31 protein-coding genes are annotated in these 23,829 nt (G+C 65.7%); 21 read left to right on the top strand and 10 right to left on the bottom strand.

The window, feature by feature from the left end:
* Positions 1 to 20: 20 nt before the first annotated feature.
* Complete coding sequence (locus ACRCUN_RS19495; RefSeq protein ID WP_462143268.1) at positions 21 to 362, bottom strand: rhodanese-like domain-containing protein; 342 nt, start codon at positions 360 to 362, stop codon at positions 21 to 23.
* A 446-nt stretch (positions 363 to 808) separates the two neighbouring features.
* Between ACRCUN_RS19495 and ACRCUN_RS19490 the strand changes: the two genes are divergently transcribed.
* From ACRCUN_RS19490 to ACRCUN_RS19470, 5 genes are all read left to right on the top strand, one after another.
* On the top strand, positions 809 to 967 hold the full coding sequence (locus ACRCUN_RS19490) for a hypothetical protein (RefSeq protein WP_462143267.1): 159 nt from the start codon (positions 809 to 811) through the stop codon (positions 965 to 967).
* A 149-nt stretch (positions 968 to 1,116) separates the two neighbouring features.
* On the top strand, positions 1,117 to 1,740 hold the full coding sequence (locus ACRCUN_RS19485; protein ID WP_067855005.1) for a superoxide dismutase: 624 nt from the start codon (positions 1,117 to 1,119) through the stop codon (positions 1,738 to 1,740).
* Positions 1,741 to 1,943: 203 nt separating this feature from the next.
* Complete coding sequence (locus tag ACRCUN_RS19480) at positions 1,944 to 2,477, top strand: peptidase (RefSeq protein WP_462143266.1); 534 nt, start codon at positions 1,944 to 1,946, stop codon at positions 2,475 to 2,477.
* Between the two features lie 232 nt (positions 2,478 to 2,709).
* Positions 2,710 to 3,417, top strand: coding sequence for a TMEM165/GDT1 family protein (locus ACRCUN_RS19475; RefSeq protein WP_462143265.1), 708 nt, complete (start codon positions 2,710 to 2,712; stop codon positions 3,415 to 3,417).
* 438 nt (positions 3,418 to 3,855) lie between these two features.
* Complete coding sequence (locus tag ACRCUN_RS19470) at positions 3,856 to 4,254, top strand: transcriptional regulator (protein WP_462143264.1); 399 nt, start codon at positions 3,856 to 3,858, stop codon at positions 4,252 to 4,254.
* Positions 4,255 to 4,307: 53 nt separating this feature from the next.
* Here the strand turns inward: ACRCUN_RS19470 and ACRCUN_RS19465 are convergent, their stop codons facing one another.
* From ACRCUN_RS19465 to ACRCUN_RS19455, 3 genes are read right to left on the bottom strand one after another with little or no spacing between them, the layout of a single operon-like run.
* Positions 4,308 to 5,447, bottom strand: a complete 1,140-nt coding sequence (locus ACRCUN_RS19465; RefSeq protein ID WP_462143263.1) for a hypothetical protein — start codon at positions 5,445 to 5,447, stop codon at positions 4,308 to 4,310.
* A complete protein-coding gene (locus tag ACRCUN_RS19460) occupies positions 5,444 to 5,935 on the bottom strand; it encodes an ImmA/IrrE family metallo-endopeptidase (protein WP_067854996.1) in 492 nt (163 codons plus the stop codon). Before ACRCUN_RS19460 ends, ACRCUN_RS19465 begins: the two co-directional genes overlap by 4 nt.
* A gap of 60 nt (positions 5,936 to 5,995) precedes the next feature.
* The gene (locus ACRCUN_RS19455; RefSeq protein WP_462143262.1) at positions 5,996 to 6,466 is read right to left on the bottom strand and encodes a hypothetical protein; all 471 of its coding nucleotides are present in this window, start codon (positions 6,464 to 6,466) and stop codon (positions 5,996 to 5,998) included.
* A 73-nt stretch (positions 6,467 to 6,539) separates the two neighbouring features.
* On the opposite strand from ACRCUN_RS19455, the gene ACRCUN_RS19450 reads away from it, so the two are divergent.
* The 10 genes from ACRCUN_RS19450 to rraA all read left to right on the top strand — a co-directional run bounded on the left by ACRCUN_RS19450 (position 6,540) and on the right by rraA (position 12,622).
* Positions 6,540 to 6,968 carry a hypothetical protein gene (locus ACRCUN_RS19450; RefSeq protein WP_462143261.1) on the top strand — a complete coding sequence of 143 codons (429 nt, stop codon included), beginning with the start codon at positions 6,540 to 6,542 and terminating at the stop codon, positions 6,966 to 6,968.
* Between the two features lie 2 nt (positions 6,969 to 6,970).
* Complete coding sequence (locus tag ACRCUN_RS19445) at positions 6,971 to 7,096, top strand: hypothetical protein (RefSeq protein WP_462143260.1); 126 nt, start codon at positions 6,971 to 6,973, stop codon at positions 7,094 to 7,096.
* A 278-nt stretch (positions 7,097 to 7,374) separates the two neighbouring features.
* Positions 7,375 to 8,031, top strand: a complete 657-nt coding sequence (locus ACRCUN_RS19440) for a DUF6474 family protein (RefSeq protein WP_462143259.1) — start codon at positions 7,375 to 7,377, stop codon at positions 8,029 to 8,031.
* Between the two features lie 16 nt (positions 8,032 to 8,047).
* Complete coding sequence (locus ACRCUN_RS19435) at positions 8,048 to 8,581, top strand: hypothetical protein (protein WP_462143258.1); 534 nt, start codon at positions 8,048 to 8,050, stop codon at positions 8,579 to 8,581.
* Positions 8,582 to 8,615: 34 nt separating this feature from the next.
* The gene (locus tag ACRCUN_RS19430) at positions 8,616 to 9,320 is read left to right on the top strand and encodes a YcnI family protein (protein WP_462143257.1); all 705 of its coding nucleotides are present in this window, start codon (positions 8,616 to 8,618) and stop codon (positions 9,318 to 9,320) included.
* Complete coding sequence (locus tag ACRCUN_RS19425) at positions 9,317 to 9,823, top strand: copper resistance CopC family protein (RefSeq protein WP_462143256.1); 507 nt, start codon at positions 9,317 to 9,319, stop codon at positions 9,821 to 9,823. The genes ACRCUN_RS19430 and ACRCUN_RS19425 overlap by 4 nt, the downstream gene beginning before the upstream one ends.
* Positions 9,799 to 10,740 (top strand): CopD family protein, encoded by a 942-nt coding sequence (locus ACRCUN_RS19420; protein WP_462143255.1) that lies wholly within the window; start codon positions 9,799 to 9,801, stop codon positions 10,738 to 10,740. The genes ACRCUN_RS19425 and ACRCUN_RS19420 overlap by 25 nt, the downstream gene beginning before the upstream one ends.
* 91 nt (positions 10,741 to 10,831) lie before the next feature.
* Positions 10,832 to 11,323, top strand: a complete 492-nt coding sequence (locus ACRCUN_RS19415) for a hypothetical protein (RefSeq protein WP_462143254.1) — start codon at positions 10,832 to 10,834, stop codon at positions 11,321 to 11,323.
* A 47-nt stretch (positions 11,324 to 11,370) separates the two neighbouring features.
* Entirely contained in the window at positions 11,371 to 12,135 is a 765-nt protein-coding gene (locus ACRCUN_RS19410) for a MerR family transcriptional regulator (protein ID WP_462143253.1), read from the top strand.
* A 7-nt stretch (positions 12,136 to 12,142) separates the two neighbouring features.
* Positions 12,143 to 12,622, top strand: coding sequence for a ribonuclease E activity regulator RraA (gene rraA, locus ACRCUN_RS19405; protein WP_462143252.1), 480 nt, complete (start codon positions 12,143 to 12,145; stop codon positions 12,620 to 12,622).
* A 62-nt stretch (positions 12,623 to 12,684) separates the two neighbouring features.
* Here rraA and ACRCUN_RS19400 read toward each other — a convergent pair whose 3' ends face one another.
* The gene (locus tag ACRCUN_RS19400) at positions 12,685 to 14,154 is read right to left on the bottom strand and encodes a flavin-containing monooxygenase (RefSeq protein WP_462143251.1); all 1,470 of its coding nucleotides are present in this window, start codon (positions 14,152 to 14,154) and stop codon (positions 12,685 to 12,687) included.
* Between the two features lie 78 nt (positions 14,155 to 14,232).
* On the opposite strand from ACRCUN_RS19400, the gene ACRCUN_RS19395 reads away from it, so the two are divergent.
* Together ACRCUN_RS19395 and dinB are read left to right on the top strand one after the other, a co-directional pair.
* Complete coding sequence (locus tag ACRCUN_RS19395) at positions 14,233 to 14,874, top strand: TetR/AcrR family transcriptional regulator (protein ID WP_462143250.1); 642 nt, start codon at positions 14,233 to 14,235, stop codon at positions 14,872 to 14,874.
* A 36-nt stretch (positions 14,875 to 14,910) separates the two neighbouring features.
* Complete coding sequence (gene dinB, locus ACRCUN_RS19390) at positions 14,911 to 16,122, top strand: DNA polymerase IV (protein WP_462143249.1); 1,212 nt, start codon at positions 14,911 to 14,913, stop codon at positions 16,120 to 16,122.
* Here the strand turns inward: dinB and ACRCUN_RS19385 are convergent.
* Positions 16,119 to 16,550, bottom strand: coding sequence for a hypothetical protein (locus ACRCUN_RS19385; RefSeq protein WP_462143248.1), 432 nt, complete (start codon positions 16,548 to 16,550; stop codon positions 16,119 to 16,121). The two genes, dinB and ACRCUN_RS19385, sit on opposite strands and share 4 nt — an antisense overlap.
* Positions 16,551 to 16,614: 64 nt before the next feature.
* Between ACRCUN_RS19385 and ACRCUN_RS19380 the strand changes: the two genes are divergently transcribed.
* The gene (locus ACRCUN_RS19380) at positions 16,615 to 16,743 is read left to right on the top strand and encodes a hypothetical protein (protein WP_462143247.1); all 129 of its coding nucleotides are present in this window, start codon (positions 16,615 to 16,617) and stop codon (positions 16,741 to 16,743) included.
* 2 nt (positions 16,744 to 16,745) lie between these two features.
* Here the strand turns inward: ACRCUN_RS19380 and ACRCUN_RS19375 are convergent, their stop codons facing one another.
* Both ACRCUN_RS19375 and ACRCUN_RS19370 read right to left on the bottom strand, forming a co-directional pair.
* Positions 16,746 to 17,753: a PHP domain-containing protein gene (locus tag ACRCUN_RS19375; RefSeq protein ID WP_462143246.1), complete on the bottom strand. Its 1,008-nt coding sequence runs from the start codon at positions 17,751 to 17,753 to the stop codon at positions 16,746 to 16,748.
* 2 nt (positions 17,754 to 17,755) lie between these two features.
* Positions 17,756 to 18,133 carry a thiol-disulfide oxidoreductase DCC family protein gene (locus ACRCUN_RS19370; protein ID WP_462143245.1) on the bottom strand — a complete coding sequence of 126 codons (378 nt, stop codon included), beginning with the start codon at positions 18,131 to 18,133 and terminating at the stop codon, positions 17,756 to 17,758.
* Between the two features lie 89 nt (positions 18,134 to 18,222).
* Here ACRCUN_RS19370 and ACRCUN_RS19365 point away from each other — a divergent pair, with 89 nt between their 5' ends.
* Both ACRCUN_RS19365 and ACRCUN_RS19360 read left to right on the top strand, forming a co-directional pair.
* Entirely contained in the window at positions 18,223 to 18,600 is a 378-nt protein-coding gene (locus ACRCUN_RS19365; RefSeq protein ID WP_462143244.1) for an ArsR/SmtB family transcription factor, read from the top strand.
* Entirely contained in the window at positions 18,597 to 20,243 is a 1,647-nt protein-coding gene (locus ACRCUN_RS19360) for a SulP family inorganic anion transporter (RefSeq protein ID WP_462143243.1), read from the top strand. The genes ACRCUN_RS19365 and ACRCUN_RS19360 overlap by 4 nt, the downstream gene beginning before the upstream one ends.
* Before the next feature lie 3 nt (positions 20,244 to 20,246).
* Here ACRCUN_RS19360 and ACRCUN_RS19355 read toward each other — a convergent pair whose 3' ends face one another.
* On the bottom strand, positions 20,247 to 21,593 hold the full coding sequence (locus ACRCUN_RS19355; protein WP_462143242.1) for an NAD-dependent succinate-semialdehyde dehydrogenase: 1,347 nt from the start codon (positions 21,591 to 21,593) through the stop codon (positions 20,247 to 20,249).
* A gap of 52 nt (positions 21,594 to 21,645) precedes the next feature.
* Positions 21,646 to 22,251, bottom strand: coding sequence for a TIGR03086 family metal-binding protein (locus ACRCUN_RS19350; RefSeq protein WP_462143241.1), 606 nt, complete (start codon positions 22,249 to 22,251; stop codon positions 21,646 to 21,648).
* Between the two features lie 61 nt (positions 22,252 to 22,312).
* Here ACRCUN_RS19350 and ACRCUN_RS19345 point away from each other — a divergent pair, with 61 nt between their 5' ends.
* Positions 22,313 to 23,164 (top strand): LLM class F420-dependent oxidoreductase, encoded by an 852-nt coding sequence (locus tag ACRCUN_RS19345; protein ID WP_462143240.1) that lies wholly within the window; start codon positions 22,313 to 22,315, stop codon positions 23,162 to 23,164.
* The last annotated feature ends 665 nt before the right edge of the window (positions 23,165 to 23,829 follow it).

The raw sequence follows: 23,829 nt of genomic DNA, 5'->3' as shown, positions 1-23,829 counted from the left end.
ACTGCCCGCGCGGCAGCCGGTCAGAGGCTGCCCGCGCTGCCGTCGTCGGTGACCACGGGCCGCCCCGCACCGACCCAGGACAGCATTCCGCCGTCGACGTTGACGGGTGTGTAGCCGTTGCGCGCCAAATAGTGCGCGACCCGCAGCGACCGCCCGCCGGCATGGCAGATCACGAACAGCTCGGCATCGGGATCGATCTCGCCCATGCGGGCGGGCACGTCTCCCATCGGAATGTGCTGTGCACCGGCGACATGACCTCGTTGCCATTCGTCGTCTTCACGTACGTCGAGCAGCACCACTGACTCGCCGAACGTCGTGGGAACAGCAGCGATGTCCGCCTGCGCGACTTCCACATCGTCCATGCCGTCCATGCTCGCACGCACCCCCCGCCGACGCACCCACCCCTGACATCCGGCAGGACCAGCAATTCGCGGCTATCCACAATTTCCACAGGTTCATCCACAGGCTGACACCTGCGCAGATATTGCTCGATGGGCTTTAGCTGTGTGCTTGCTGTCGGCGCCTGTGGATAACCCGGTACTCGAAAGGGCAGCGATCAACAACATCTCGGTGGTGCGAGCGAAATTTCTCGGCGGGCTAAGGACCCGCCGAGCGCCACGGTCCCGGGGATACCCATCCCGACGCCATTGCAATCAACGTGATTTCGTCCGGGAACGCCCCTGCGACCACGGGCGCGTAGGGCCGATTTTTACCTGACCGTTTAACGGGCTATGATCGCGGTCACACCAGATGTTGTGACAGAACTCACTGGGGGCCAGACATTGATCGTGCAGGTCAGGAGTGTTTGATGGCGTCGCATCCGATGGGACCGGGATCAGCGTTACCACAACCTGAATGGCAGTCATCCGGACATCTGCACACGCGTAATCAGATGATGGCGTTTCTCCGCGCCGGCATCATCGCCGTGCTTCTGCTGGGCATCCTGGCGCTCATCGTCTGGTTCTGATCGCAGCTCCGTCGGGTATACGTGGGGTGGTGACGCGCGTCCTTGCGGTGCGCGCTGCGATGGAGCAATGTTGGCAGCGATCTTGAGAGTCGAACTTGAGGATCATTGAGGACGCCATGCTCCATCGATCGATATGAGGAAGGAATCTCGTGGCTGAATACACCCTGCCAGACCTGGATTACGACTACGGAGCGCTGGAGCCCCACATCTCCGGACAGATCAACGAGCTTCACCACAGCAAGCATCACGCCACCTACGTCAAGGGAGTCAACGACGCGGTCGCCAAGCTCGAGGAGGCTCGGGCCAACGGCGATCATGCGGCGATCTTCCTCAACGAGAAGAACCTCGCGTTCCACCTCGGTGGCCACATCAACCACTCGATCTGGTGGAAGAACCTGTCCCCCAACGGTGGTGACAAGCCAACCGGCGATCTGGCGGCCGCGATCGACGACCAGTTCGGTTCGTTCGACAAGTTCCAGGCCCAGTTCACCGCCGCGGCCAACGGCTTGCAGGGTTCGGGTTGGGCGGTGCTCGGCTACGACAGCCTCGGCGGTCGGCTGCTGACCTTCCAGCTCTACGACCAGCAGGCCAACGTGCCGCTCGGCATCATCCCGCTGCTGCAGGTCGACATGTGGGAGCACGCCTTCTACCTGCAGTACAAGAACGTCAAGGCCGACTACGTCAAGGCGTTCTGGAACGTGGTCAACTGGGAGGACGTGCAGAACCGCTACGCGGCCGCCACGTCGAAGACCGGTGGCCTGATCTTCGGCTGATTCTGTCCGAGGGTCAGATCGGTGTCTGATCCCAACACTCCGATCTCTACACAAGGGGCGTCGTGCGAACTCGCGCGGCGCCCCGCCCTCGTATTCGGGCCTGCCGTGTCGCCTTGCACGCCTCGCTTCGCTGTCGCATGCTGATCTGATCGACTCACAGACGTGTCGGGCGGGAAGCTCAACACCGATGTCCCGGAGGCGAAATGGATACGGGGTCCGGTCGGGCGATCGAAATCGCCCCTTTTCATTCCGGCGGAACACTCAAGGGTTTTGTCGTGTCGGGCCGCTGGCCGGATTCCACGAAAGAGTGGGCCCAGCTGTTGATGGTCACGGTCCGGATCGCTTCACTGCCCGGATTGCTGTCCACCACAACGATTTTCGGTGTCCGCGAAGAACTTCCGGATCAGCCGCAGCCCGGCACCGTCGGCCTCGTGATGGCCGAAGGTCCCGTGGTCGGTGAGGCCGCGGTGCCGCCGGGGTATTTCGCCGATCACCAGCCGCCCGCACTGCTGATGCTCCACCCGCCGTCGGAGACCACGCCGTCTCTGCCCGAGTGCACCGGCGCGGCATCCGGCTGCGTGCTGCTGCCCGGGCTGCCACATCTCGGTCTCGAACACCGCGCGGCTTGGGTGGAGGCCGAGTCCGACGGCACCGTGACCTCGATGGTCAGCCGGGTCGGAGTCGATCCGATCAGCCATCCCGACACGGCGATCCTTGCCATGCTGCTGGCCGCATGAGGGTTCTGCGAAACGCAGAATACGGCTACCCGAAATAGATAGGGAAACTAGCCAATGCGGCGCGCAGCCGATATGGTCGACTGCGTAAGCGAAGGGGAGTAGCCCTCAATCGTCGTGTCGACATACTGGCGTCCAGCCCGGCCGGCGAACCGCATCCGCGGTGGGCGAGACCTTCGACCGTATGTCGGTGCACCGTCTCCACAGTGCATCGGCGATGTGTCGAAAGGTCGTCATGCTCGCCGCAACCCTCATCAGTCTCGGTGTTGTCTTCGTCGCGGAACTCGGAGACAAATCCCAGCTGATCACCATGACGTACGCGCTGCGTCACCGCTGGTGGGTGGTGCTGTCCGGGGTCGGCATCGCGGCGTTTCTGGTCCACGGCGTATCGGTCACCATCGGCCACTTCCTCGGACTCACATTGCCGGAGAAGCCGATCGCGTTCGCGGCGGCGATCGCGTTTCTGTTGTTCGCCGTGTGGACCTGGCGCGAGGGCCGTAACAGCGGCGACGACGAGGAAGTGCGGGTAGCCGAACCGCGGTATGTGCTGTTCGCCGTGATCTCGTCGTTCGTGCTCGCCGAACTCGGGGACAAGACCATGCTGGCCACGGTGGCGTTGGCCAGCGACCACCACTGGGCGGGAGTATGGCTCGGCGCGACTCTCGGCATGGTGCTGGCCGACGGCGTGGCCATCGCGGCCGGTGCACTGTTGCACACCCGGCTGCCCGAGCGGTTCCTCCACGTCCTTGCGAGTGTGCTGTTCCTGCTCTTCGGCTTGTGGATGCTTTTCGACGCGGCACTCGGCCTCCGCGCGGTGGCCATCGCGGTCACCGTAACCGTCGCACTGTCTGCGATCGGCGCCGCGCTCGTGCGGCTACGCCGTAAGCGGATGGACGAACCGACTCGGCAATCCCCCGTTGAATCGTCGCCAGAATCGGCCTGACCACGCCGTGGCTATTCTTTGACGCCAACGTCATTTGCATTCAGCCGCCGCAGCGGTAGTGTGCTCCACGTTGACCCACAACCACGCCAGATGCTGCGCCGGGCTCCTGAGGTCTGTGCTCTAGCAAATACCTGATTAGGCAAGTACCAGCCTGGGTTCCGTTGCCCGCAGAGAACCCGAAAGTCGCTGCTCGGCGGGGTGAGCGCAGCTCATCCGGCCCAATACAACGCAACCGTCACTATTTGCCTTGCCACCCGGCGCAATCCCGCCGCCAGACCCCGGCGAAGATGCGGGTTTCAGTGGTCATGTTGGCCAAAACACGAAGGAAGGTTAACTTTTACGCGGTTTGCACTTGGTTGTCGTCACAACACTCGCTACGATGGTCAGCAAATACGCCGCCTTTTCGTTCCGCTCATGATGCATGTGGAGGTCAATTCGATGAGCAAGACGTTCGCCGCCCGTCTAAACCGCCTGTTTGACACGGTTTATCCGCCTGGGCGCGGACCCCACACGTCGGCCGAGGTGATTGCTGCACTCAAGTCCGAGGGCGTCACCATGTCGGCTCCGTACCTGTCTCAACTACGGTCGGGCAACCGCACCAACCCGTCTGCGGCAACCATGGCCGCACTTGCCAACTTCTTCCGGATCAAGCCGGCGTACTTCACCGACGACGAGTACTACGAGAAGCTCGACAAGGAATTGACCTGGCTGGCCAGCATGCGCGACGAAGGGGTTCGCCGCATCGCTGCCCGCACCGTCGGGCTGTCTCCGGAGGCTCAGCAGGACCTTGCCCAGAAGGTCGATGAGCTGCGCCGACGCGAGAACCTCGACACCTGATCCGTCGAAACAACAGCATCGGCACGTAGGCGGGGATCCGAACGGGTCCCTGCCTACGGTTGTTTTTGCGCCTGATCCAGCTCTCGGTACTGCTGCGCGATCGCCAAGATCCACTCGCGGTCCGAGAACGTCTTCGGTTGCCTGAGCCAGTTCAATCCCGGAAACGCCGACACCGCTGCCTCGTCGCCCGCGTCATCGCGTGTCTCGTAGATCCACTGAGCGAGCGCCCGGGCCTGCTCACGGGGTGAAACCGCAGGAGCATCGAGGACCGGGGCGTTGCCTTCCGGGGCCGACGATCCGCGCGAAGCACCGGCCTTGCGTCGTTTGGCCTCGGCCGCCGTCGCCTCCAGATACAGCGAGTCGGATATCAGCGACATCCGCTCGGCCACGCGAAACACCAGCGGCCCGCGCGGGCGTACCCCGATGCCGACGTCGGGATGCCGACGGCCGAGCTCGGAAAGTAGCGGTGCGATCGTCCGCAACTCCTGCCTGGCACCGAACCAGTCTTCGATACTCGGCAGCAGTGAACCGGCGGCGACGATCACCATGGCGCAGCCCAACAGCGTCGCGGCGGTGCCGACACCGACCGAGCGCGTCTGCCCGACCGCGCGCAGGACGAAGAACGCGCTGGCAGCGACGATGAGCACGATCCCGACCGTGAAGACGAACAACGCACGGCCTCGGCGGCTGCGATTGGAGTACCGCAGGCCCGCCCAGGCCACCAAGGTGAGCGCCAGAAGCACGTACAGCAACGGCAACAGCCACGACGAGCCGTTGGAGCCGAGTTCGCGCTTCAAGAACTCCTCGGGCGACATCTCGGGCTGCTTGCCGGCCAGAAAGAAGATCACAAGGCTGACCACGGCGACCACGCCGGCGACGCCGTACTGCACGATGGCAATTCGCCGAGTGATTGCGGGTGCCCGTTCCGAGGATGCGGTGGTGATCATGACGCAGCTGCCCGCCGCGCACGCGATCAAGGCGACCTGGCTGAGTCCCATCGAGATGTTCGGCCACCGCAGCAAGGTGTCGATGAGCAGCGCGAGCGGCTGCCAGTTGAGCGCGGCGACAGCACCGAGGCTGCCCAACGCCAAGATCATCGCCGAACTCACTAGGGACTGCTTGTTGACCAGCGCCCAGCCGATCCGCAGTCCGGTCGCGAGACCGAGCAGGCCGGCGATCACCCAGATGATCAACCAAACGCCTCTCCGAGGCGGACCTGCACGATCGACGACCGGTCGGACGGTAACCGCCCGAGGCGATACAGAAGCAGCGCCGCGAAGTCCTCGGCTTCCTGCTCGATGTCCTCGCCATTGGGACCCATGCACCCGGTCCGCTGATTGAGCATGTAGCTGATGAGGTCGGAACTGGCCACCTCGACCGTCTCCTGCGCGGCGTCGACGATCGAGATGCCTTCATGGCCGAGCACCAGATGCCCGAGTTCGTGGGCGAGCGTGCGGTCCCAGGCGGGCAAGCCCTGCTGGATGAGGAAGACGTCGTGGTCGGCGTACTGACGCCACTGCCCACACACGCCGGGAGGAAGCTCAGCCATCGTGACCTCGATCGGTCTGCCACGGTCCTCGCTGACCGCATCGACCAGGCGGGTCAATGTCACTTCACCTCGTCGCGGCGCGAGATCGAGCACCGCGTTCACCGCGCGGGTGACGCTACGACTGGCTGACATGTTTCCCCCTTCCGCCCTTTCCTAGCACTATGTAACCCGGAATTCTCCCAGGACGAACTCTTAGCTCATGAACCGAGTTGTGCCGTTCCGCACAGACAGCGCTGCCTTTGCCTGTCGGTAGCCGACCAACCCGCCCAAACCGGTGAGTCCGAGGATGCCGGCGACCCCGGGTACCGCCACCGCTGCGATCTCGAATACCCCTGCTGTCCGCAGATAGTCGGTATATCCGACGCGGAACGATGCCGGCGGGACGGCCGCGTCGTACCCGACCGCGAGTGGGCCACCGGACGTGGGCTGCTGCTGTTTGAGCGTCGCCGTCACATCGGGCTGACGGTCGGGTCCGTTCGGCCGGTCGTTGTCATCGGGGTTGCCAGGACCCGCAATCGGCGGGACGACAACAGGGGGCACGACGATCGGGATGACGATCGGGGGCGGGGGCACTGCCGCGACGGCCGCGGCCAAGCCGGGTGGCGCGGCCGCGACCACGCCGGTGTCCACCGGTCGAGGTGCGGGAACCTCCGGCAATTGCATTTCCGGCGGTTGGGGCTGACGGATCTGCGGCGGGATCGCACCACCACCACCACCGCCACCACCGGTCTCCCCGATGACGATCGTCGTCGTCGCCGAAGTGGTCCGACTGGTCGTGCTTGGGTCGGTTGTCGTGGGTTCGGTGGTGGTCGGTTCCGTGGTCGTCGGTTCCGTGGTTGTAGTCGTGCGGCTCGTCGTTGTGGTCGTTCGAGTCGTGGTGGTGACTGAGGTGGTGGCCGACGTGGTCGCTGTTGTCGTCTCAGACGTCGGGTACTCCGTCGTCGGGGTCTCCGACGGTGATTCCGTGTGCGACTGCGAGGTAGCTGTGTTGGTGTTCGAGACTGTCCCGCCGCCCGTCGGTTCGGGGGATCCGGTCGGCTCGTCGGTCTTCGTGGGATCGTCGGTCTTGGTCGGGTCTTTGGTCGGCTTGGTGGGCTTCGTGCCGCCGTGCGACGGCCGCGTCGGCCCGTTTCCGTCGTCCCCGTCGCCGTCCTCACCGTCGTGACCGTGACCGTGGGTATGGTCGTGGTCGCCGTCATGGCCGTTACCTCGGGGGCCGCCGTCATCGCTACCGCTGGAGGGGCGCTGCCCGCCACCACGGTCAGGATCGGCAAATGCCAATGCGCCACCTAGACCGGCGATGAACAGGCCGGAGATCACCAGACACGTAGAGGCGGCGACGCGCAACCGCGAACGCACTTCGTCACCACCCTCCCCGCGCACCGCCTCATCGGCTCGTTGACGCCATCTGATTGTCGCACAAACCGGTTCTCTGGTTTGCTAGCTGAGAGGATTGCCCGGGCCGCATCCGGGTAGCAAGAGCAGAGCAAATAGGCCGGACGATACTGTTGGTCTGCAGCAGTTCAGCGGCGCGCATCAACACACGACGAGATGACCGGGAGGCAGCCGGAATGGGCCTGTTCACGCGACGGAAAAGCCGTGCTACCCGCCGAGCCGAAGCCCGCGCCATCAAGGCCAAGGCCAAGCTCGAAGCCCGGCTCACGGCAAAGAACGAGGCTCGCCGGATGAAAGCGGGCCTCAAGGCTGAGCGCAAGGCGCTGCAGGCGCAGCTCAAAGCCCAGCGGGACAGTGACCGCAATGCGCTCAAGATCGCCGAGGCCGAGCTCAAGGCGGCCCGCGAAGGCAAGCTTCTCTCCCCCGCCCGCATCCGCCGGATGTTGACCGTCACTCGTTTGCTGGCGCCGGTGCTGGTTCCGGTGGTCTATCGCGTCGCGATCGCCGCAAGAGGCGCCATGGACGAGCGTCGGGCCGACCAGCTCGGGGTGCCGCTCAGCCAGCTGGGCCAGTTCTCGGGACACGGCGCGCAGCTGTCGGCGCGCATCGCGGGCGCCGAGCAGTCGCTGCGCCTGGTGGCCGAGAAGAACCCGAAGGACGCCGAAACAAAGCAGTTCGTCAGCGCGATCAGTGACCGGCTCAAGGATCTGGCGGCGGCTGTCACTGCCGCCGAGCACATGCCATCGGCACGCCGCCGCGGTGCGCACGCCGCGATAGCGACGCAGCTCGACGGCATCGACGCCGATGTGATGGCCCGGCTCGGCCTGGTCTGACGACGAAGACCGCCCGATGACGCCAGCCCGCACCGATCCGGCAGCACCGCTGCGCGGCACGGCCGTCGGGCTCCTCACCGGGTCACTCGCGGTCGCCGCCCACGGCGCGGCAGGCGGTGTGCTGCCGGACGGCGCGATCACTGCTCAGCTCGGCGTCCTGGCACTGACGTTGGGTGCGGTGGCCGCCACGGCCCGCGCGGCCGATCGGGCCGCCGTTCTATGGGCACTGCTCGGCACCGGACAGCTGCTCGCGCACGCGCTGTTGGCCACCGGCGATCATGTGCACTCCGCGAATCCGGTGAGCTTCGGCGGGGCGATGCTCGCCGCACACCTCGCGGCGGTGTCCGTCGGTGCGGCGCTCATCGCCGGTGGCGCCCGGTTCTGCGCCGCGCTGTCGCGCGCAGTGCGCGCGGTAGCGGCGCCAAGCGGACGGCTGCCGATGGCGAGCGCGTCCGTCCCGGCGCGCAGTACCGATCAGCCGCTGCACTCCACGCTTTTCCTCGCCACTTCGGTGTCACATCGGGGGCCTCCGGTCGGCGCGATCGCCTGACCTGACACCACTCGACTTCCGAAAGACACCACGTATGAAACCCCTATCCGGGGCGCCGCTGCGCGCCCTGCTCAGCATCGCCGCCGCGGGCACTGCGGCCGGCCTGCTCACCGCCGCACCGGCGGCCGCCCACGTACACGTCGACGCTGACAACCCAGCACCGGGAAGCTCCTCGGTGCTCACGTTCCGCGTCCCCGGCGAGTCCGAATCCGGCGCGCTGACAACACAACTGACCGTCGCCCTGCCCGACGTCGCTTCGGCCCGCACCGAGGTGATGCCCGGCTGGACGGCCAAGCTGGACCGTGACACCGCCGCGGGCACGGTCAAGTCAGTCACCTGGACCGCGGCGCCCGGCGTCGGCATCGCCTCCGACCAGTTCGCACTGTTCAAGATCTCGGTGCGGCTGCCGGAGTCCGAGACGGTGAGTTTCCCTGCCACCCAGACCTATTCCGACGGAAGCGTCGTGCGCTGGGATCAGGCTCCGCTGCCCGACGGCAGCGAACCTGAGCATCCGGCACCGCAATTGACGCTGTCGGACTCGACGGGCGCGGATGGCAAAGACGATCATCACGGCGGGCCCGCAGTCGCATCGCCGGCACCGTCGACGCCGTCCGCCACAACCACCGCCGCCCCGGCCGCGAGCACCACCGACATCTCGGCGCGCTGGCTGGCAGGCGGCGCGCTGACCGTCGCGGCGGTCGCCGTGGTCGCGGCGTTGCTGGCCAGGCGCCGCTCGTGAGGCGCCTAGTGGCCATTGTCCTGGCCCTCTTCGCATTCGCCGCGTCGGCGCTCGCGGGTGCCGGCACCGCGTCCGCGCATGCCACCAGGGTCGCCGCCGATCCCGCCGAAAAGGCCGCGTTGACCGAGTCTCCGCAGCGGGTCAGCGCCACGTTCAACGAGCAGCTCCAGGAGGCGTTCGCGGCGATGACGGTCGTCGGGCCGGACGGCAACTTGTGGTCGGACGGTGAACCGCAGGTCGAGGGTGCGGTGGTCAGTGTCGGGGTCCGGCCCCTGGGCCCGACCGGCACTTACACCGTGAATTACCGGGTGACCTCGGCTGACGGGCACGTGGTGTCGGGTTCGTGGACGTTCGATCTGACGGTGGCCGGAACGGGCACCCCTGGGCCGGCGGCCGCCGCCCCCAGTTCGTCCGACGAGGGCCTTCCAGTGTGGCCGTTCGTGCTGGCAGCCGTGGTGATCGTAGGCGGTGGAGCCTGGTGGGCGGTCCGACGACAGTCATAACCTGGCGGTCGGTGGGTGGCGGCGCGCTGGTCGTGGCCGCCGCTGCGGTCGCCGCAGCGGGGTTGTCGTACCCGCAGAATCAGCTGACCGGCGCGCTCGTGCGCGCGGTCGCCGATTGCGCAGCGGTCGTGACGGTCGGTCTCGCGGCCGTTCCGATGCTCGAAAGCACCCGGTATCGCGCTGAGCTGGCCCGGACCGCGACGCGCCCGCTCATGGTCGGCAGCGCAATCTGGCTGCTGGCCGAACTGGTGCGCCTGATCGTTGTGGCCGCGCAGGCGGCGGCTGTTCCGGTGCAGCGCGTCGGGGTGCACACCGTGAGTGAGTTCGTCCTGCACACGACTGTGGGCAGGTCGGGTCTGGTGGCCGTCGTTGCGGCGGCCGCCGTGTGCGCCGCGACGTTCCTGGTTCCGCGTACCGCGACGGCGATCGTGGCGACCGTCGGAGCGGCGGCAGCCGGAGTCGCCGCCCGCACCTTGGCGGGCCATCTCGCGGAGAGTCCGGTCGGTGGCTTGGCGGTCGCGGTCCATGCGCTCGCCGCGGCAGTGTGGTGCGGTGTGCTCGCCGCGTTGGTGCTCACCGTGACGCATCGCGGTCAGTGGGCACGGGTACTGCCGCGGTTCTCGCAGTTGTCGGTGGGCTGCGTGGCGGTGCTGCTGCTGGCCGGTGTGGTCGGGGCGCTGATCCGGCTGCACTCCCCCGCCGAGTTGTGGACGACGGGCTACGGGCGGCTCCTTGCGGCGAAAGTGGTGGTGACGGCAGGTCTGCTGGGGCTGGCCTGGCGTAACCGGGCGGGCTGGCTTCCGGCGGCCCGCGCGCATCGGACCAGCGCGAGCCTGTCGACGAATCGTTCGCTTGCCGAGCTGGCTGTGATGACCGTCGCGGTCACGTTTGCCGCTGCCCTGGCCGTCACGGGTTGACCGCACTCCGCCTGGCATGATGGAACCCACTGCCGGCCACCCCGAGACCGCGCTGGCGCGGAATACCAGACACTGCGAAGGAGCAGCCAGAATGGCAGAGCAGCAGGATCAACCCGCCGAGAAGCCGGATACTCCAGCCGGCTCCGCACCGGCAGGCCCGTCGGGCTCCGGCGACGATTCAGCTGCCGCCAAGCCGCCCGCTCCCGCCACGCCGCCGGCCAAGAAGGCTCCGGCGAAAAAGGCACCGGCCAAGAAGACGCCTGCGAAGAAGGCCCCCGCCAAGGCCGCCAAGAAAGCGCCCGCCAAAAAGGCTCCTGCCAAAAAGGCACCCGCGAAGAAGGCCCCCGTCAAGAAGGCTCCTGCCGCGACCCCGCCACCTGAAGTTCTCGCGGCGGCTGCGGAAGAAACTGCGGCACAGGCGAAGTCGACGGTAGCCGCGGCCACCAATCCGGTTTCCGGCCCTGCCCCGGTTCCGTTGGAGACACCGGCACAGTCGCGGCTACCCATGGCGGCCGCGGTGGCTGTCGGCCTGCTAGCGATTCTTCTCGTCGTCATCACGCGTCGCCATTCGGCCGAAGACTGACCGGTTGCGCTTGACCCTCACGTGACGTAAGGGTCGATAGTTGGCTCATGCACGCCAACCGGGACGCCAAGACCGTCGGAGCGGTAGCCGCCCTGACGGGTGTCTCCGTGCGGACCCTGCACCATTACGACCACATCGGTTTGGTGGTGCCCAGCGTGCGTACCGGGGCGGGCTATCGCGGCTATACCGACACCGACATCGAGCGGCTGCACCTCGTGCTGGTGTACCGGGCGGTGGGGCTGGCGCTGGATGAGATCCGGACGCTGCTCGACGACGCGGACGCCGACGTACTCGCCCATCTGCAACGCCAGCACAGCCTGCTGTGTGAGAGGGCCGAGCAGCTTCAGCAGACCATCAAGGCAGTGGAGGAACTCATGAGCGCGCACAACAACGGAATCCAGCTCAGCGCTGAGGAGCAGGTGGAAATCTTCGGCAGTGCGGTATTCGACGAGCACGCCGAGGAGGCCGAGGAGCGCTGGGGCGGCACCGAAGAGTGGCGGCAGTCGCAAACCCGGACGGCCGAGATGAGCAAACAGGACTGGATCGAGTTCAAGGCCGAGAACGACGCCTTGCTGCGCGCGCTGGCCGAGGGCAAGCGCGCCGACGTGCGGCCGGGTTCACCCGAGGCCGACGCGTTGGCCGCCCGCCACCGCGCCAACATCTCCCGGTTCTACGACTGCAGCGACGACATGCACGTCTGCCTCGCACAGATGTATCTGGAGGACGAGCGGTTCACTCGCTACTACGACGACGTCGAGCCCGGCCTGGCCCAGTTCGTGCACGACATCATCACGGCGAGCGTCCTGAAATAATCGCGGCGTGAGTATCGAACCGCGCGCCACCGCCGATCTCGTCGACGAGATCTATCCCGACGTCCGCAGCTGCGACCTGCAATTGCAGAACTACGGCGGCAAGACGATGTTCGCCGGGCGGATCACGACCGTGCGCTGTTTCCAGGACAACGCGCTGTTGAAGTCGATCCTGTCCACGCCGGGTGACGGCGGTGTGCTCGTCGTCGACGGCGACGGGTCGCTGCACACCGCGCTGGTCGGCGACATCATCGCGGGTCTGGCCGCCGACAACGGCTGGTCGGGCGTGATCGTGCACGGCGCGGTGCGTGATGCCGCGGCGCTGCGCACGATCGACGTCGGCATCAAGGCGCTCGGCACCAATCCGCGCAAGGGCACCAAAACCGGTGCGGGCGAACGGGACGTCGAAGTCTCGTTCGGCGGAGTCACGTTCGTACCCGGCGACATCGCGTACTGCGACGAGGACGGGATCGTCGTGGTCACCCCATAACGCGAGCAGACACAGAATCGCACTTCTCGAGCCGTGCGATTCTGTGTCTGCTCACCGGAGAACTAAACCGTCACTGCGGCACGGTGTTTGGTGAAGTGCAGCGATTCCTCGTCGACCTTGCCGTACCGGATGGTACGCATGTCGAAGAAGTAGTTCTGCTTGAGCTTCCACGGCGCTTCCGATCCGGACTTCGGCAGGCTGTCCATGGCCCGCCGGAAGTACCCGGGGGTGAAGTCCATGAACGGCAGCTCGTCGACCGCGTCGCCGGGGTGCTCGGGCTCCACCTTGTCAAAGCCGTTGGCGTCCATGAAGTTCAGCAGGCGGCAGATGAACTCCGAGACCAGGTCGGCCTTCAGGGTCCAGGACGCGTTGGTGTAGCCGAAGGTGATCGCCATGTTCGGTACACCGGAGAGCATCAGGCCCTTGTAGGTCATCGACTTCGTCAGGTCGACGGCATCGCCGTTGCGGGTGACCGTCGCGCCGCCGAACAGCTGCATGTTCAAACCCGTTGCGGTGATGATGATGTCGGCGGCCAGCTCGTCACCGGAGGTCAGCTTGATGCCGGTCTCGGTGAAGGTTTCGATCGTGTCGGTGACGACGTCGGCCTTGCCCGAGCGGATCGTCTTGAACAGATCGCCGTTGGGCGCCAAGCAGACTCGCTCGTCCCACGGGTTGTAGCGCGGGCTGAAGTGCTTGTCGTAGTCGAAGCCCTCGGGCAGTCGGCGCGTCGCCATCTGGCGCAGCGCCTTCTTGAACACGGCCGGGAACTTCCTGGCGATCTGGTACTGCCCGGTGCTGTAACCGATCTGCTTCCACCGGTTGACGAAGTGCGCCAGGTTCTTCGGCAGGTACTTGTTGGCGCGCTTCGCGAACGGATCCTCCAACGGCAGTGCGCCGATGTAGGTGGGCGAGCGTTGCAGCATCGTGACGTGCCCGGCACCGCCCTGCACGAGGGACGGGATCAACGTGACGGCTGTCGCGCCGGACCCGATGACGACGATCTTCTTGCCCGCGTAGTCGAGATCCTCGGGCCAGTGCTGGGGGTGGATGATCTGACCCGCGAAGTCGGCCGCCCCGGGGAACTCCGGCGAGTAGCCCTCGTCGTAGTTGTAGTAACCGCTGCACACCGACAGGAACGAGCAGGTCATCTCGATCTGCTCACCACCCTTGTCGATCGTGAGCGTCCAGCGGTTCTCGGCGTCGGACCAATCGGCCGACAGCACCCGGTGGTTGACCCGGATGTGCCTGCTGATGCCGTTCTCTTCGGCGGCCTCGTTGATGTAGTTCCAGATCGCCTCGCCATCGGCGATCGACCTGGCCGAGGTCCACGGCTTGAACCGGAAGCCGAGCGTGAACATGTCGGAGTCCGATCGGATGCCCGGGTACTTGAACAGGTCCCAGGTACCGCCGATGTTCTCGCGGCGCTCCAGGATCGCGTAGCTCTTGGTCGGGCAGCGGTCCTGCAAATGCCAGGCCGTGCTGATGCCGGAGATTCCGGCACCGACGATCACAACGTCGAGGTGTTCGTTCATGGAACCGACGGTATCAACAGGGTGTTGAGTCGGTCAACACTCTGTTGAGAAAATCGACACAGTGTTAAACTCCTGGTTGTGACCACCGCCAGCCAGGCGCGCGCCCCGCGCGGCCGCCGCTCCAACCGCCCCTCGGGCGATGATCGGGAAGCGGCCATCCTCGCGACGGCCGAGCGGTTGCTCGACAACAAGAAGTTCTCCGACATTTCGGTCGATGACCTCGCCAAAGGCGCCGGTATCTCGCGGCCGACGTTCTACTTCTATTTCCCGTCCAAGGAAGCCGTGCTGCTGTCGCTGCTCGATCCGCTGATCAAGCGCGCGGACACCGGGTTCGACAACGCACTCGAAGGCATGCCCGCCGATCCGCACCGCGCGATCCGCCGGGGCATCGAAATCTTCTTCAGCTCATTCGGTTCACATCCGGCAACGGCCCGCGCGGGAACCGAGGCACTCAACAGCAGCCCCGAATTCCGCACCTTCTGGTCTGGGCTGATGCAGAAATGGATCGCTCTGACGGCGGCGCTGATCACCGCGGAGCGGGAGCGCGGCGCCGCACCCGACACCATTCCCGCACTCGACCTGGCAACCTCGCTGAACTTGATGAACGAGCGGACCATGATGGCGGCCCTGTCCGCCGAACAGCCGGCCGTCGAACACGACAAGGTCGTCGACACCCTCTCGCACATCTGGCTCAACAGCATCTACGGCAGCGCCACCTGACAGTTCTCGCCAACTGTCGGCCCCTGATGCGAACATATGTTCGTGTCCGGTATTCAGGCGGCCGACATCCTGCACGCTGACCTCGACTCGTTCTACGCATCGGTCGAGCAGCGCGACGACCCGTCGCTGCGCGGGCGCCCGGTCATCGTCGGCGGCGGTGTGGTGCTCGCGGCGTCGTACGAAGCGAAGGCCCATGGGGTCCGCACCGCGATGGGCGGGCGCCAGGCTCGGGCGCTGTGCCCACAAGCCATCGTCGTCCCGCCCCGCATGGCCGCGTATTCGCAGGCGAGCAAGGACGTTTTCGCGGTCTTCCACGACACGACCCCGCTCGTCGAGCCGCTGTCCGTCGACGAGGCGTTCCTCGACGTGTCCGGGCTTGGCCGCGTTTCGGGCACGCCCGTGGAGATCGCCAGTCGGCTGCGCACACAGGTCAAGCAGCAGGTCGGGTTGCCCATCACCGTCGGCATCGCGCGGACCAAGTTCCTGGCCAAGGTGGCCAGCCAGGAAGCCAAGCCCGACGGATTGCTGCTCGTGCCACCCGACCGCGAACTGGCGTTCCTGCACCCGCTACCCGTGCGCCGGTTGTGGGGCGTCGGCGCCAAGACCGCCGAGAAGCTGCATGCTCATGGCGTCGAGACCGTGGCCGACGTCGCTGAACTCTCCGAGGCGGCACTGGGGTCCATGGTCGGCGGCGCCATGGGTCGTCAGCTGTTCGCGTTGTCCCGCAACATCGATCGACGGCGGGTGACGACGGGGGTGCGACGCCGCTCGGTGGGGGCTCAGCGGGCTCTTGGCCGGCGCGGCAACACCATGTCGGGCGCCGAAGTGGACGTTGTGGTGGTGAATCTGATCGACCGGATCACGCGTCGCATGCGCGCTGCCGGCCGTACCGGCCGCACCGTTGTGTTGCGGTTGCGGTTCGACGATTTCGGGCGGGCGACGCGTTCGCACACCCTGCCCCGCGCAACCGCGTCGACCGACGCGATCCTGGACGCCGCACGGGATCTGGTGTCTGCGGCCGCACCGCTGATCGCCGAACGCGGCTTGACGCTCATCGGATTCGCGGTGTCCAACATCGACCGAGAGGGCAGCCAGCAGTTGGAACTTCCGTTCGGCGCCGCACCCGATCCGATCGCGATCGACTGCGCCATCGACCAGGTGCGCCAACGGTTCGGCAACGCAGTGCTGACGCGTGGCGTGTTGGTCGGTCGCGATCCGGGGCTGGAGATGCCTATGCTGCCCGACTAAAGCAGTTGTGCCGCTATGAATCCGGCGAGCAGGACAGCGAAGCCACCGACCTCGCCGACGATCAGCGCCACCATGCCGGCATGCAGTCCGAAGCTCGGCTGGCCGAACTGGTTGGTGGTGTCCTGCTTGGCGCCATGCTCGATATAGCTGACGATGGCGATGACGAAGAACAGCACCAGGACCATCGCGGCGGTGAGGTTGACCCACGTCGGCCAAGCGCTCAATTCGACGAAGACCGCCACCAGCAGCGTCGCGAATGAGTAGAGCAGGGCGGCGCGATGGGCGATGTCGACGTACGGATGCGCCAAGTGGTTCGCATTGGTTGCCATCTGCCGGTATTTCCAGATGCCAAGGATCAGGGCCAGCAGGAAGATCAGCCCGGCAGCCAGCAGTGTGACGATTGTGTCGACGCCAAGATCCGCGCGCATCGCGTGAGTGTAGTTGAGTATTCTCACGCATCCGCCGGGCGGCGAGCTACGCCAGGCTCGGTGTATGAACGCCCTCAACGACACAGCGAAAGTCACCGCCGCGTTTTTCCTCCAGGCCGCCATCGCCTGCGTGCGTCTCGACGAGGCACGCATGGAAAAGCTGATCGCCGAACATAATCCGTTCAGCGGCTGAGCTCAGGTCGTCGCGGCCCACTCCAGAAGCTGGTCGGCCGGCCACGTATTGACGATGCGCTCCACCGGCACTTCGGCGTCCAACGCGCGTTGGGCACCGTAGCCGAGGAAATCGAGCTGTCCCGGCGCGTGCGAATCGGTGTCGATGCTGAACAGGCAGCCGATCTCCAGTGCGAGTTTCAACAGCCGCGTTGGCGGGTCACGGCGTTCGGGACGCGAGTTGATCTCGACGGCGGTCCCGCTGTCACGGCATGCGGTGAACACCTTTTCGGCGTCGAACTTCGATTCGGGCCGCATGCCCCGGCCGCCTGTGACCAGTCGTCCCGTGCAGTGACCCAGAACGTCGGTGTGTGGATTGGTGACGGCTTTGATCATGCGGCGGGTCATGGCTGTCTCGTCCATGGCGAGTTTGGAGTGCACACTGGCGACCACCACGTCGAGGCGCTCCAGCAATTCGGGTTCCTGGTCCAGCGAACCGTCTTCGAGAATGTCGACCTCGATGCCCGTGAGGATGCGCATCGGCGCGACGAGCTCACGCACCTCGTCGATGACGGCAAGTTGTTCGTGCAGCCGCTCCGGGGACAGCCCGTTGGCGATCTTGAGCCGTGGCGAGTGATCGGTCAGCGCACAGTATTCATGGCCCAAATCCCTTGCCGCCAACATCATTTCCTCGATCGGGGCTGACCCGTCCGACCAGTTGGAATGCACATGCAGATCACCGCGCAACGCGGCACGGATGTCTCCCCCGCCGAGATCGGCTACCGCGGACCGTAATTCGACGAGCGCATCAGGCTCCCGGCCGGCCCACGCCTGCGCGATGACCTTGGCGGTCTTCGGGCCGATGCCGGGCAACGACTGCCAGCCATTGGCCGCGCCCAACCGCTCCCGCTGCTCATCGGTCAACTTCTCGACGATGTCAGCGGCGTTGCGATAGGCCATCACCCGGCGTGGGTCCTCCCGGGCCCGGTCCTTGAAATAGGCGATCTGGCGCAGCGCGGTGACCGGATCCATGGTCAGCAGTCTCCCGGATGGGCCGCACAATGTGGCGTCGTCCCGGGAAACCGGTACCGGTGGGTGGCAACCCAGCGGTAGACCGCGTCCTGAAGCAGGCGCATGCCAGGTAACCGATACAGCCGCAACGGAATCTGAGTTCCGTAGCCGGCTGCCAGCGCGGCATTTATTGCTTCCGCTCCTCGGTACACCACTCCTGACGTGTCATGCCACCACGCCGCTTCCACCATCAGGTCCGTCGGCACATCCAGTCGCCTGGCGGTACCCGGCTGCTGAAACGGAGCGATCCGCACGTCACCGGTCCGCTGCCGGTCGGTCAGGGCATGCACGCTACGCGTGCACATGCCGCAATTGCCGTCGAAATACAGCACGCCGCTCATACCTCAAGTGTGCCCGGTTGTGGCTGCGGGCGAACCCCGCTACGTTGAATTGAGCTTTCGTTCAATCCATCAATTCGTCAGGTCTGCTCGTGCCGCATCCCTTCCCCGCCAGCCCCGAACAACCCCTCTATGAGATCAAGGCGAACCTGTTCAAGGCGCTCGCTCATCCCGCCCGCATCCGTGTGCTCGAAATCCTCTCGGCAAGTGGGAAACCGACGCCGGTCAGTGAAATCCTCGCCGAGACCGAGATCGAGCCGACGCTGTTGTCACAGCACCTGGCGGTTCTCAAACGCCATCATGTCGTGAGCAGCCGGCGGATGGGCAATGCCGTGCTGTACGAGCTCGCCCACCCGAAGATCTCCGAGCTGCTGGTGATCGCGCGCACGTTCCTTGCCGACACCCTCGGTATGCAGCGTGATCAGCTGGCCGCACTGCAATCCCTGCCACCCATCGGGCATCGACAGTGATCGGTGCGGCGGTCGGCAACCTCGGCCGGTTGCTGCCTCGTCGCAGCGACTACTCCGACCTGCCTCGTTCGTGGCGGCAGGACGTCCTCGCCGGCATCACCGTGGGAGTGGTCGCGCTGCCGCTGGCATTGGCCTTCGGCATCAGCTCCGGGGTCGGGGCTGCCGCCGGCCTGATCACCGCGGTGGTTGCCGGCCTGGTGGCGGCGGTGTTCGGCGGTTCGCATGTGCAGGTTTCGGGACCGACGGGCGCGATGGCGGTGGTGCTGGCGCCCATCGTCGCAGCACACGGCCTCGGCAGCATCGCCATGGTCACGGTGTTCGCTGGCCTACTGGTCCTGGCGGCAGGCGTCACCGGGTTGGGCCGGGCAGTGACGTTCATTCCCTGGCCGGTGATCGAAGGATTCACGTTGGGGATCGCAGCCATCATCTTTCTGCAACAGGTGCCGGCCGCGTTGGCACAGCAGACACCGGCCGGACAACGCACGCTGACGGCGGCGGTCACCGTCCTGTGGAACGCCGACTGGTCACAAGCCACGAAAACCCTTGCGGTCGTGGCACTTGTCGCCGTGCTGATGATCGCGCTACCGAACGTGCACCGCGCGATTCCGGAGTCGCTCACCGCGGTGATCGCGGCGACCGTGCTCGTGGTGGTGTTGCACCTACCGGTCGCCTCGATCGGCACTTTGCCGTCGCATCTACCCGCTCCGGTGCTTCCGCACGCCGACGCAAGTTCTCTGCGCACGCTGCTAGGTGCGGCACTCGCCATCGCGGCACTCGCGGCGATCGAATCGTTGTTGTCGGCGCGGGTGGCTGCGACGATGTCGCCCACGGGGCCTTACGACCCCGACCGCGAATTGGTCGGTCAGGGCTTGGCATCTGTGGCATCCGGGGTCTTCGGCGGGATGCCGGCGACCGGTGCCATCGCGCGCACGGCCGTCAACGTGCGATCGGGAGCCAGAACTCGGGTCGCGGCGATCGTGCATTCACTGGTGCTGCTGGCCGTCGTGTACTTGGCCACCGGCCCGGTTTCGGCGATTCCATTGGCGGCGTTGGCCGGTGTGCTGATGGTGACGTCGTTCCGGATGATATCGATTTTGACCGTCCGCAAGATCTTACGTTCGACACGGTCGGACGCTTTGATCTTCGCGCTCACCGCGGCGGTCACGGTGTGCTTCGACCTGATCGAGGCCGTCGAGATCGGCATCGTGGCGGCAGCCTTCTTCGCGTTGCGTTCGGTTGCGCGGCGCAGCAGCGTGGTGCGCGAAGAGTTGCCAGAACCGCACCGTCCCGGCGACGAACAAATAGCGCTGCTGCGCCTGGACGGCGCGATGTTCTTCGGTGCGGCCGAACGAATTTCGAACGCGATCGTGGACGCCGAGCATCCCCACACATCCGTCGTCATCATCCGGATGTCACAACTGGGCATGCTCGACGCCACCGGTGCTCACACGCTCACCGAGATCGCCACCGACCTGGAGTCGCGCGGAGTCACCGTGATCATCAAGGGCGTGCGGCCCGAACACATGGATCTTCTCGCCAATGTCGGGGTGTTCGAGTCACTCCGGCACGAGAATCATCTGCTGGATTCACTCGACGACGCCGTCGAACATGCCCGCACCCACGTCGCCAGAAAGCCGCATTGACGCTCAGCTCACGGTGCGGATCAGTTTCTTGTTCACGAACTCCTCGATGCCGAACCGGCCCAGCTCACGTCCGAACCCGGAACGCTTGACGCCGCCGAAGGGCAGCTCGGCACCTTCGGCACCGACGGCGTTGACGAACACCATGCCCGCGTCGATCTTCTCGGCCACGCGCTGGGCCTGATCCTTGTCGGTGGTGAACACGTAGGAGCCGAGCCCGAACGGGGTGTCGTTGGCGATCGCGACGGCCTCGTCCTCCGAGCCGGCCTTGTACACCATGGCGACGGGCCCGAACAGTTCCTGCCGATAGGCGTCGTTGTCCTCCGTCACCCCGGTCAGCACGGCAGGCGGGTAGAACGCGCCGCGCCGTTCCCCCGATGAAGTCAGCTGCGCCCCTTGGTCGACGGCAGTTTTGACCTGCTGTTCGAGCCGTTCGGCGGCTTGCTCGGAGGACAGTGGCGCGATCCCGTCGGCTGCTGCCAGCAGCTTGTCGGTGAACTTGGTCAAGAAGTCGTCGTAAAGGTTCTCGGCCACGATGAACCGCTTGGCGGCGTTGCATGCCTGCCCGGTGTTCTCCAGCCGTGCTTCGACCGCGGATTCCACCGTCGCGTCGAGATCGTCGGTGGACAGCACGATGAACGGGTCTGACCCGCCGAGCTCAAGGACGCATTTCTTGAGATTGCGCCCGGCAATCTCGGCGACAGCGGCTCCGGCCCGCTCGGATCCGGTGAGGGACACCGCGGCGACCCGGGGATCGGCGATGATGTCAGCGACCTGCTCGTTGGTCGCCCGGATGTCGATGTAGGCACCCTGCGGGAAACCGGCCTCCAGGAACAGCAGCTGCAGCAGCTCGGCCGATTCGGGGCACTGCGGGGCATGCTTGAGCAGAATCGTGTTGCCCACCACCAGGTTTGGGCCCGCGAACCGGGCCACCTGGTAGTAGGGGTAGTTCCACGGCATGATGCCGAGCAGCACTCCGATGGGGCCTCGCTTGACCACCGCCGTGCCCTCGCCGTCGAGCAGTTTGATCTCCTCGTCGGCCAGGAACTTCTCGGCGTTGTCGGCGTAGTACCGGTAGATGGCCGCGCAGAAGTCGACCTCGCCCAGCGATTGGTCGCGCGGCTTGCCCATCTCGCGGACGATGACGTCGGCGAGTTGTTCGCGGCGCTGCTCGTGCAGATCGGCCACCTTGCCGAGCATCGCGGCGCGCTCGGCAACCGTCGAGGTGCGCGCCCACGTGCGGCCGGTCTTCGCGGCGGCCTCGATCGCGGCCTGTATCTCGGCGTCGGTTGCGGTGGGATAGGTGGCGACCACCTCAGCGGTCGCGGGGTTGGTCACTGCGTACTCGCTCATGTTCACTCCCGGGTGTGTTCGGTGTGCACCCGCGAGATTACCGAGCGCGCCGTCAATTGGGGTCTGGAAGTTCGGCACCGACCCCGTCGGTCCCCGGAACGGGGTTCCGCCCGCTCAGGGCCAGCGCGCGCACGAGAGGCGCGGCGTCGTCAGCCACCGCAACAGCAGGGCCGAACAACCCCTCCGTCGGGCCCTCGGCCGCCACTGAAGCTACATGCGCCAGAACAGCTTCCGCGTCATCGTCCTCGACTTCATAAGGTTGACCGGTCGCGCGAGCGAGGTCCCATCCATGGATCACCACCTCGGTGAGTGCCACCGAACCGGCGACGTCGCCCGGCAAGTCGATGCCGGCGACCCGTGTCATGCCAGTCCACGCCTCGGGTACCCGCCACGCCTGCGCGAGACGGCTGAGTTGAGCGGGATAACTGGCACGCCAGTCTTCATCGAGTTGGTAGCCACCGACCTCCGGCGGCGTTTCGGTCAGCGCACTGCGTTCCTTGCGCGCCGCTGCAGCGAAGGCCACCGCGAGCCTGCCGAGGTGGGCCACCAGTTCACCGACCGTCAGCTTTTCGCACGGAGTTGGCCCGTCGAGCTCGGCGTCCCCGACACCGCTCAGCAGGCGTGCGGTGCGTTCACATGCTCTCGTCAGATCGACCATGACGTAATTGACCCGCTCTCGCACAGGAATTAATCGGGAAGTGTGTCTAGTTTGGAGTGTTGTGCGATTCGCCTTCAAAACTTCCCCGCAGAACACGACCTGGGCCGACATGCTGGCCATCTGGAAAGCCGCCGACGATATCGATGTCTACGAGTCGGGCTGGACTTTCGACCACTTCTATCCGATCTTCTCCGATTCGACCGGTCCGTGCCTGGAAGGGTGGACCACACTGACCGCGCTGGCACAGGCGACCGAGCGATTGCGTGTCGGCGTGCTGGTGACCGGCATTCATTACCGGCATCCCGCAGTGCTGGCGAACATGGCTTCGGCGCTCGACATCATCTCCAACGGACGCCTCGAACTCGGTATCGGCGCCGGGTGGAATGAAGAGGAATCGGGCGCCTACGGCATCGAACTCGGCTCCATCAAGGAGCGCTTCGACCGGTTCGAGGAGGCCTGCGAGGTGCTCAAGGGCCTGCTGAGCCAGGAGACAACGACGTTCGACGGCAAGTTCTACCAGCTCAAGGACGCGCGCAACGAGCCGAAGGGCCCGCAGCAGCCGCATCCGCCGTTCTGCATCGGCGGCAGCGGCGAAAAGCGGACGCTGCGCATCACCGCCAAGTACGCCGACCACTGGAATTTCGTCGGCGGGCCACCCGAGGAGTTCGCCCGCAAGCGTGACGTCCTCGCGTCGCATTGTGCCGACATCGGCCGCGACCCCAAGGAGATCACGCTTTCTGCGCATGTCCGGCTGGGCGAGGATCGGGATTACGCGAAGGTCGTCGACGAGGCTGCCGCGCTCGGTGCGGAAGGCCTGGATCTCGCGATCATCTATCTGCCGCCGCCCTACGACACGGCCGTGCTCGAGCCTCTGGCACAGGCGATCAGGGATTCCGGGCAGTTGACCAGCTAGTACACGCGTCGATCGGCACGGCCGGCATCGTGTTCATCTAGCGGTGCCGGCCATTTCGTGCCTGCTGACAGAAGGCAAAAATTGACGAACGGCTGCGAGAGCCGTTCACCTACGCGGTTTGCGGCGCGCTATACCCCGAAGCGGAGTAGCTCGTCAGCAGTGACCAACCGCTCGTTCTTCGCGGGGAATTCGCGACTCTTCACCGGGTGACGTAGCAATGACCAGGCAATTCGACCCATCCGTGACCGACTGATCGGACTGAGATACACGGTGATCACTCCTGCGGCTTCTTGATAGCTGTACCCGTAACCCCACGTTACCGCAGAGCTCTCACCAAGTCATTAGATACCCGGTTTCCGGCAAACAGCGCGTGCCACGCCGCGTAAAATTCTGAGTGTTTTTCTTGTGACTGATGTGACTTATGTGGCGTCCAGGCGACTAGTTTTGTGGCCTACACCACATCTGCCAGGGCTTTCTCCGATCCTTCGGACGTGACGAACCCCACACAAGCTAATTAAGAGCGTCTTAGTAATTGCTAACCGGTCCAGATCCCAGGACCGCCTGCCGGCGCCGGCTCACTCAACCATTTGTCACGCCAGAGTGACTCTGGACGCCCAGCGCCACTCTGGCGTGACAATCGCGCGCGGGTAGCGCGGGAAAACCAA

The organism is Mycobacterium venezuelense, from assembly GCF_054919535.1.
This window is presented reverse-complemented; position numbering and strand designations above follow the sequence as displayed.

What these genes read in the sequence shown, in the direction of transcription:
- ACRCUN_RS19495 (WP_462143268.1), bottom strand. Translation starts at nt 362, where the DNA reads ATGGACGATGTGGAAGTCGCGCAGGCGGACATCGCTGCTGTTCCCACG.
- ACRCUN_RS19490 (WP_462143267.1), top strand. Translation starts at nt 809, where the DNA reads ATGGCGTCGCATCCGATGGGACCGGGATCAGCGTTACCACAACCTGAA.
- ACRCUN_RS19480 (WP_462143266.1), top strand. Translation starts at nt 1,944, where the DNA reads ATGGATACGGGGTCCGGTCGGGCGATCGAAATCGCCCCTTTTCATTCC.
- ACRCUN_RS19475 (WP_462143265.1), top strand. Translation starts at nt 2,710, where the DNA reads ATGCTCGCCGCAACCCTCATCAGTCTCGGTGTTGTCTTCGTCGCGGAA.
- ACRCUN_RS19470 (WP_462143264.1), top strand. Translation starts at nt 3,856, where the DNA reads ATGAGCAAGACGTTCGCCGCCCGTCTAAACCGCCTGTTTGACACGGTT.
- ACRCUN_RS19460 (WP_067854996.1), bottom strand. Translation starts at nt 5,935, where the DNA reads ATGTCAGCCAGTCGTAGCGTCACCCGCGCGGTGAACGCGGTGCTCGAT.
- ACRCUN_RS19455 (WP_462143262.1), bottom strand. Translation starts at nt 6,466, where the DNA reads ATGCAATTGCCGGAGGTTCCCGCACCTCGACCGGTGGACACCGGCGTG.
- ACRCUN_RS19450 (WP_462143261.1), top strand. Translation starts at nt 6,540, where the DNA reads ATGACGATCGTCGTCGTCGCCGAAGTGGTCCGACTGGTCGTGCTTGGG.
- ACRCUN_RS19440 (WP_462143259.1), top strand. Translation starts at nt 7,375, where the DNA reads ATGGGCCTGTTCACGCGACGGAAAAGCCGTGCTACCCGCCGAGCCGAA.
- ACRCUN_RS19435 (WP_462143258.1), top strand. Translation starts at nt 8,048, where the DNA reads ATGACGCCAGCCCGCACCGATCCGGCAGCACCGCTGCGCGGCACGGCC.
- ACRCUN_RS19430 (WP_462143257.1), top strand. Translation starts at nt 8,616, where the DNA reads ATGAAACCCCTATCCGGGGCGCCGCTGCGCGCCCTGCTCAGCATCGCC.
- ACRCUN_RS19415 (WP_462143254.1), top strand. Translation starts at nt 10,832, where the DNA reads ATGGCAGAGCAGCAGGATCAACCCGCCGAGAAGCCGGATACTCCAGCC.
- ACRCUN_RS19410 (WP_462143253.1), top strand. Translation starts at nt 11,371, where the DNA reads ATGCACGCCAACCGGGACGCCAAGACCGTCGGAGCGGTAGCCGCCCTG.
- ACRCUN_RS19400 (WP_462143251.1), bottom strand. Translation starts at nt 14,154, where the DNA reads ATGAACGAACACCTCGACGTTGTGATCGTCGGTGCCGGAATCTCCGGC.
- dinB (WP_462143249.1), top strand. Translation starts at nt 14,911, where the DNA reads ATGTTCGTGTCCGGTATTCAGGCGGCCGACATCCTGCACGCTGACCTC.
- ACRCUN_RS19385 (WP_462143248.1), bottom strand. Translation starts at nt 16,550, where the DNA reads ATGCGCGCGGATCTTGGCGTCGACACAATCGTCACACTGCTGGCTGCC.
- ACRCUN_RS19380 (WP_462143247.1), top strand. Translation starts at nt 16,615, where the DNA reads ATGAACGCCCTCAACGACACAGCGAAAGTCACCGCCGCGTTTTTCCTC.
- ACRCUN_RS19375 (WP_462143246.1), bottom strand. Translation starts at nt 17,753, where the DNA reads ATGGATCCGGTCACCGCGCTGCGCCAGATCGCCTATTTCAAGGACCGG.
- ACRCUN_RS19370 (WP_462143245.1), bottom strand. Translation starts at nt 18,133, where the DNA reads ATGAGCGGCGTGCTGTATTTCGACGGCAATTGCGGCATGTGCACGCGT.
- ACRCUN_RS19355 (WP_462143242.1), bottom strand. Translation starts at nt 21,593, where the DNA reads ATGAGCGAGTACGCAGTGACCAACCCCGCGACCGCTGAGGTGGTCGCC.
- ACRCUN_RS19350 (WP_462143241.1), bottom strand. Translation starts at nt 22,251, where the DNA reads ATGGTCGATCTGACGAGAGCATGTGAACGCACCGCACGCCTGCTGAGC.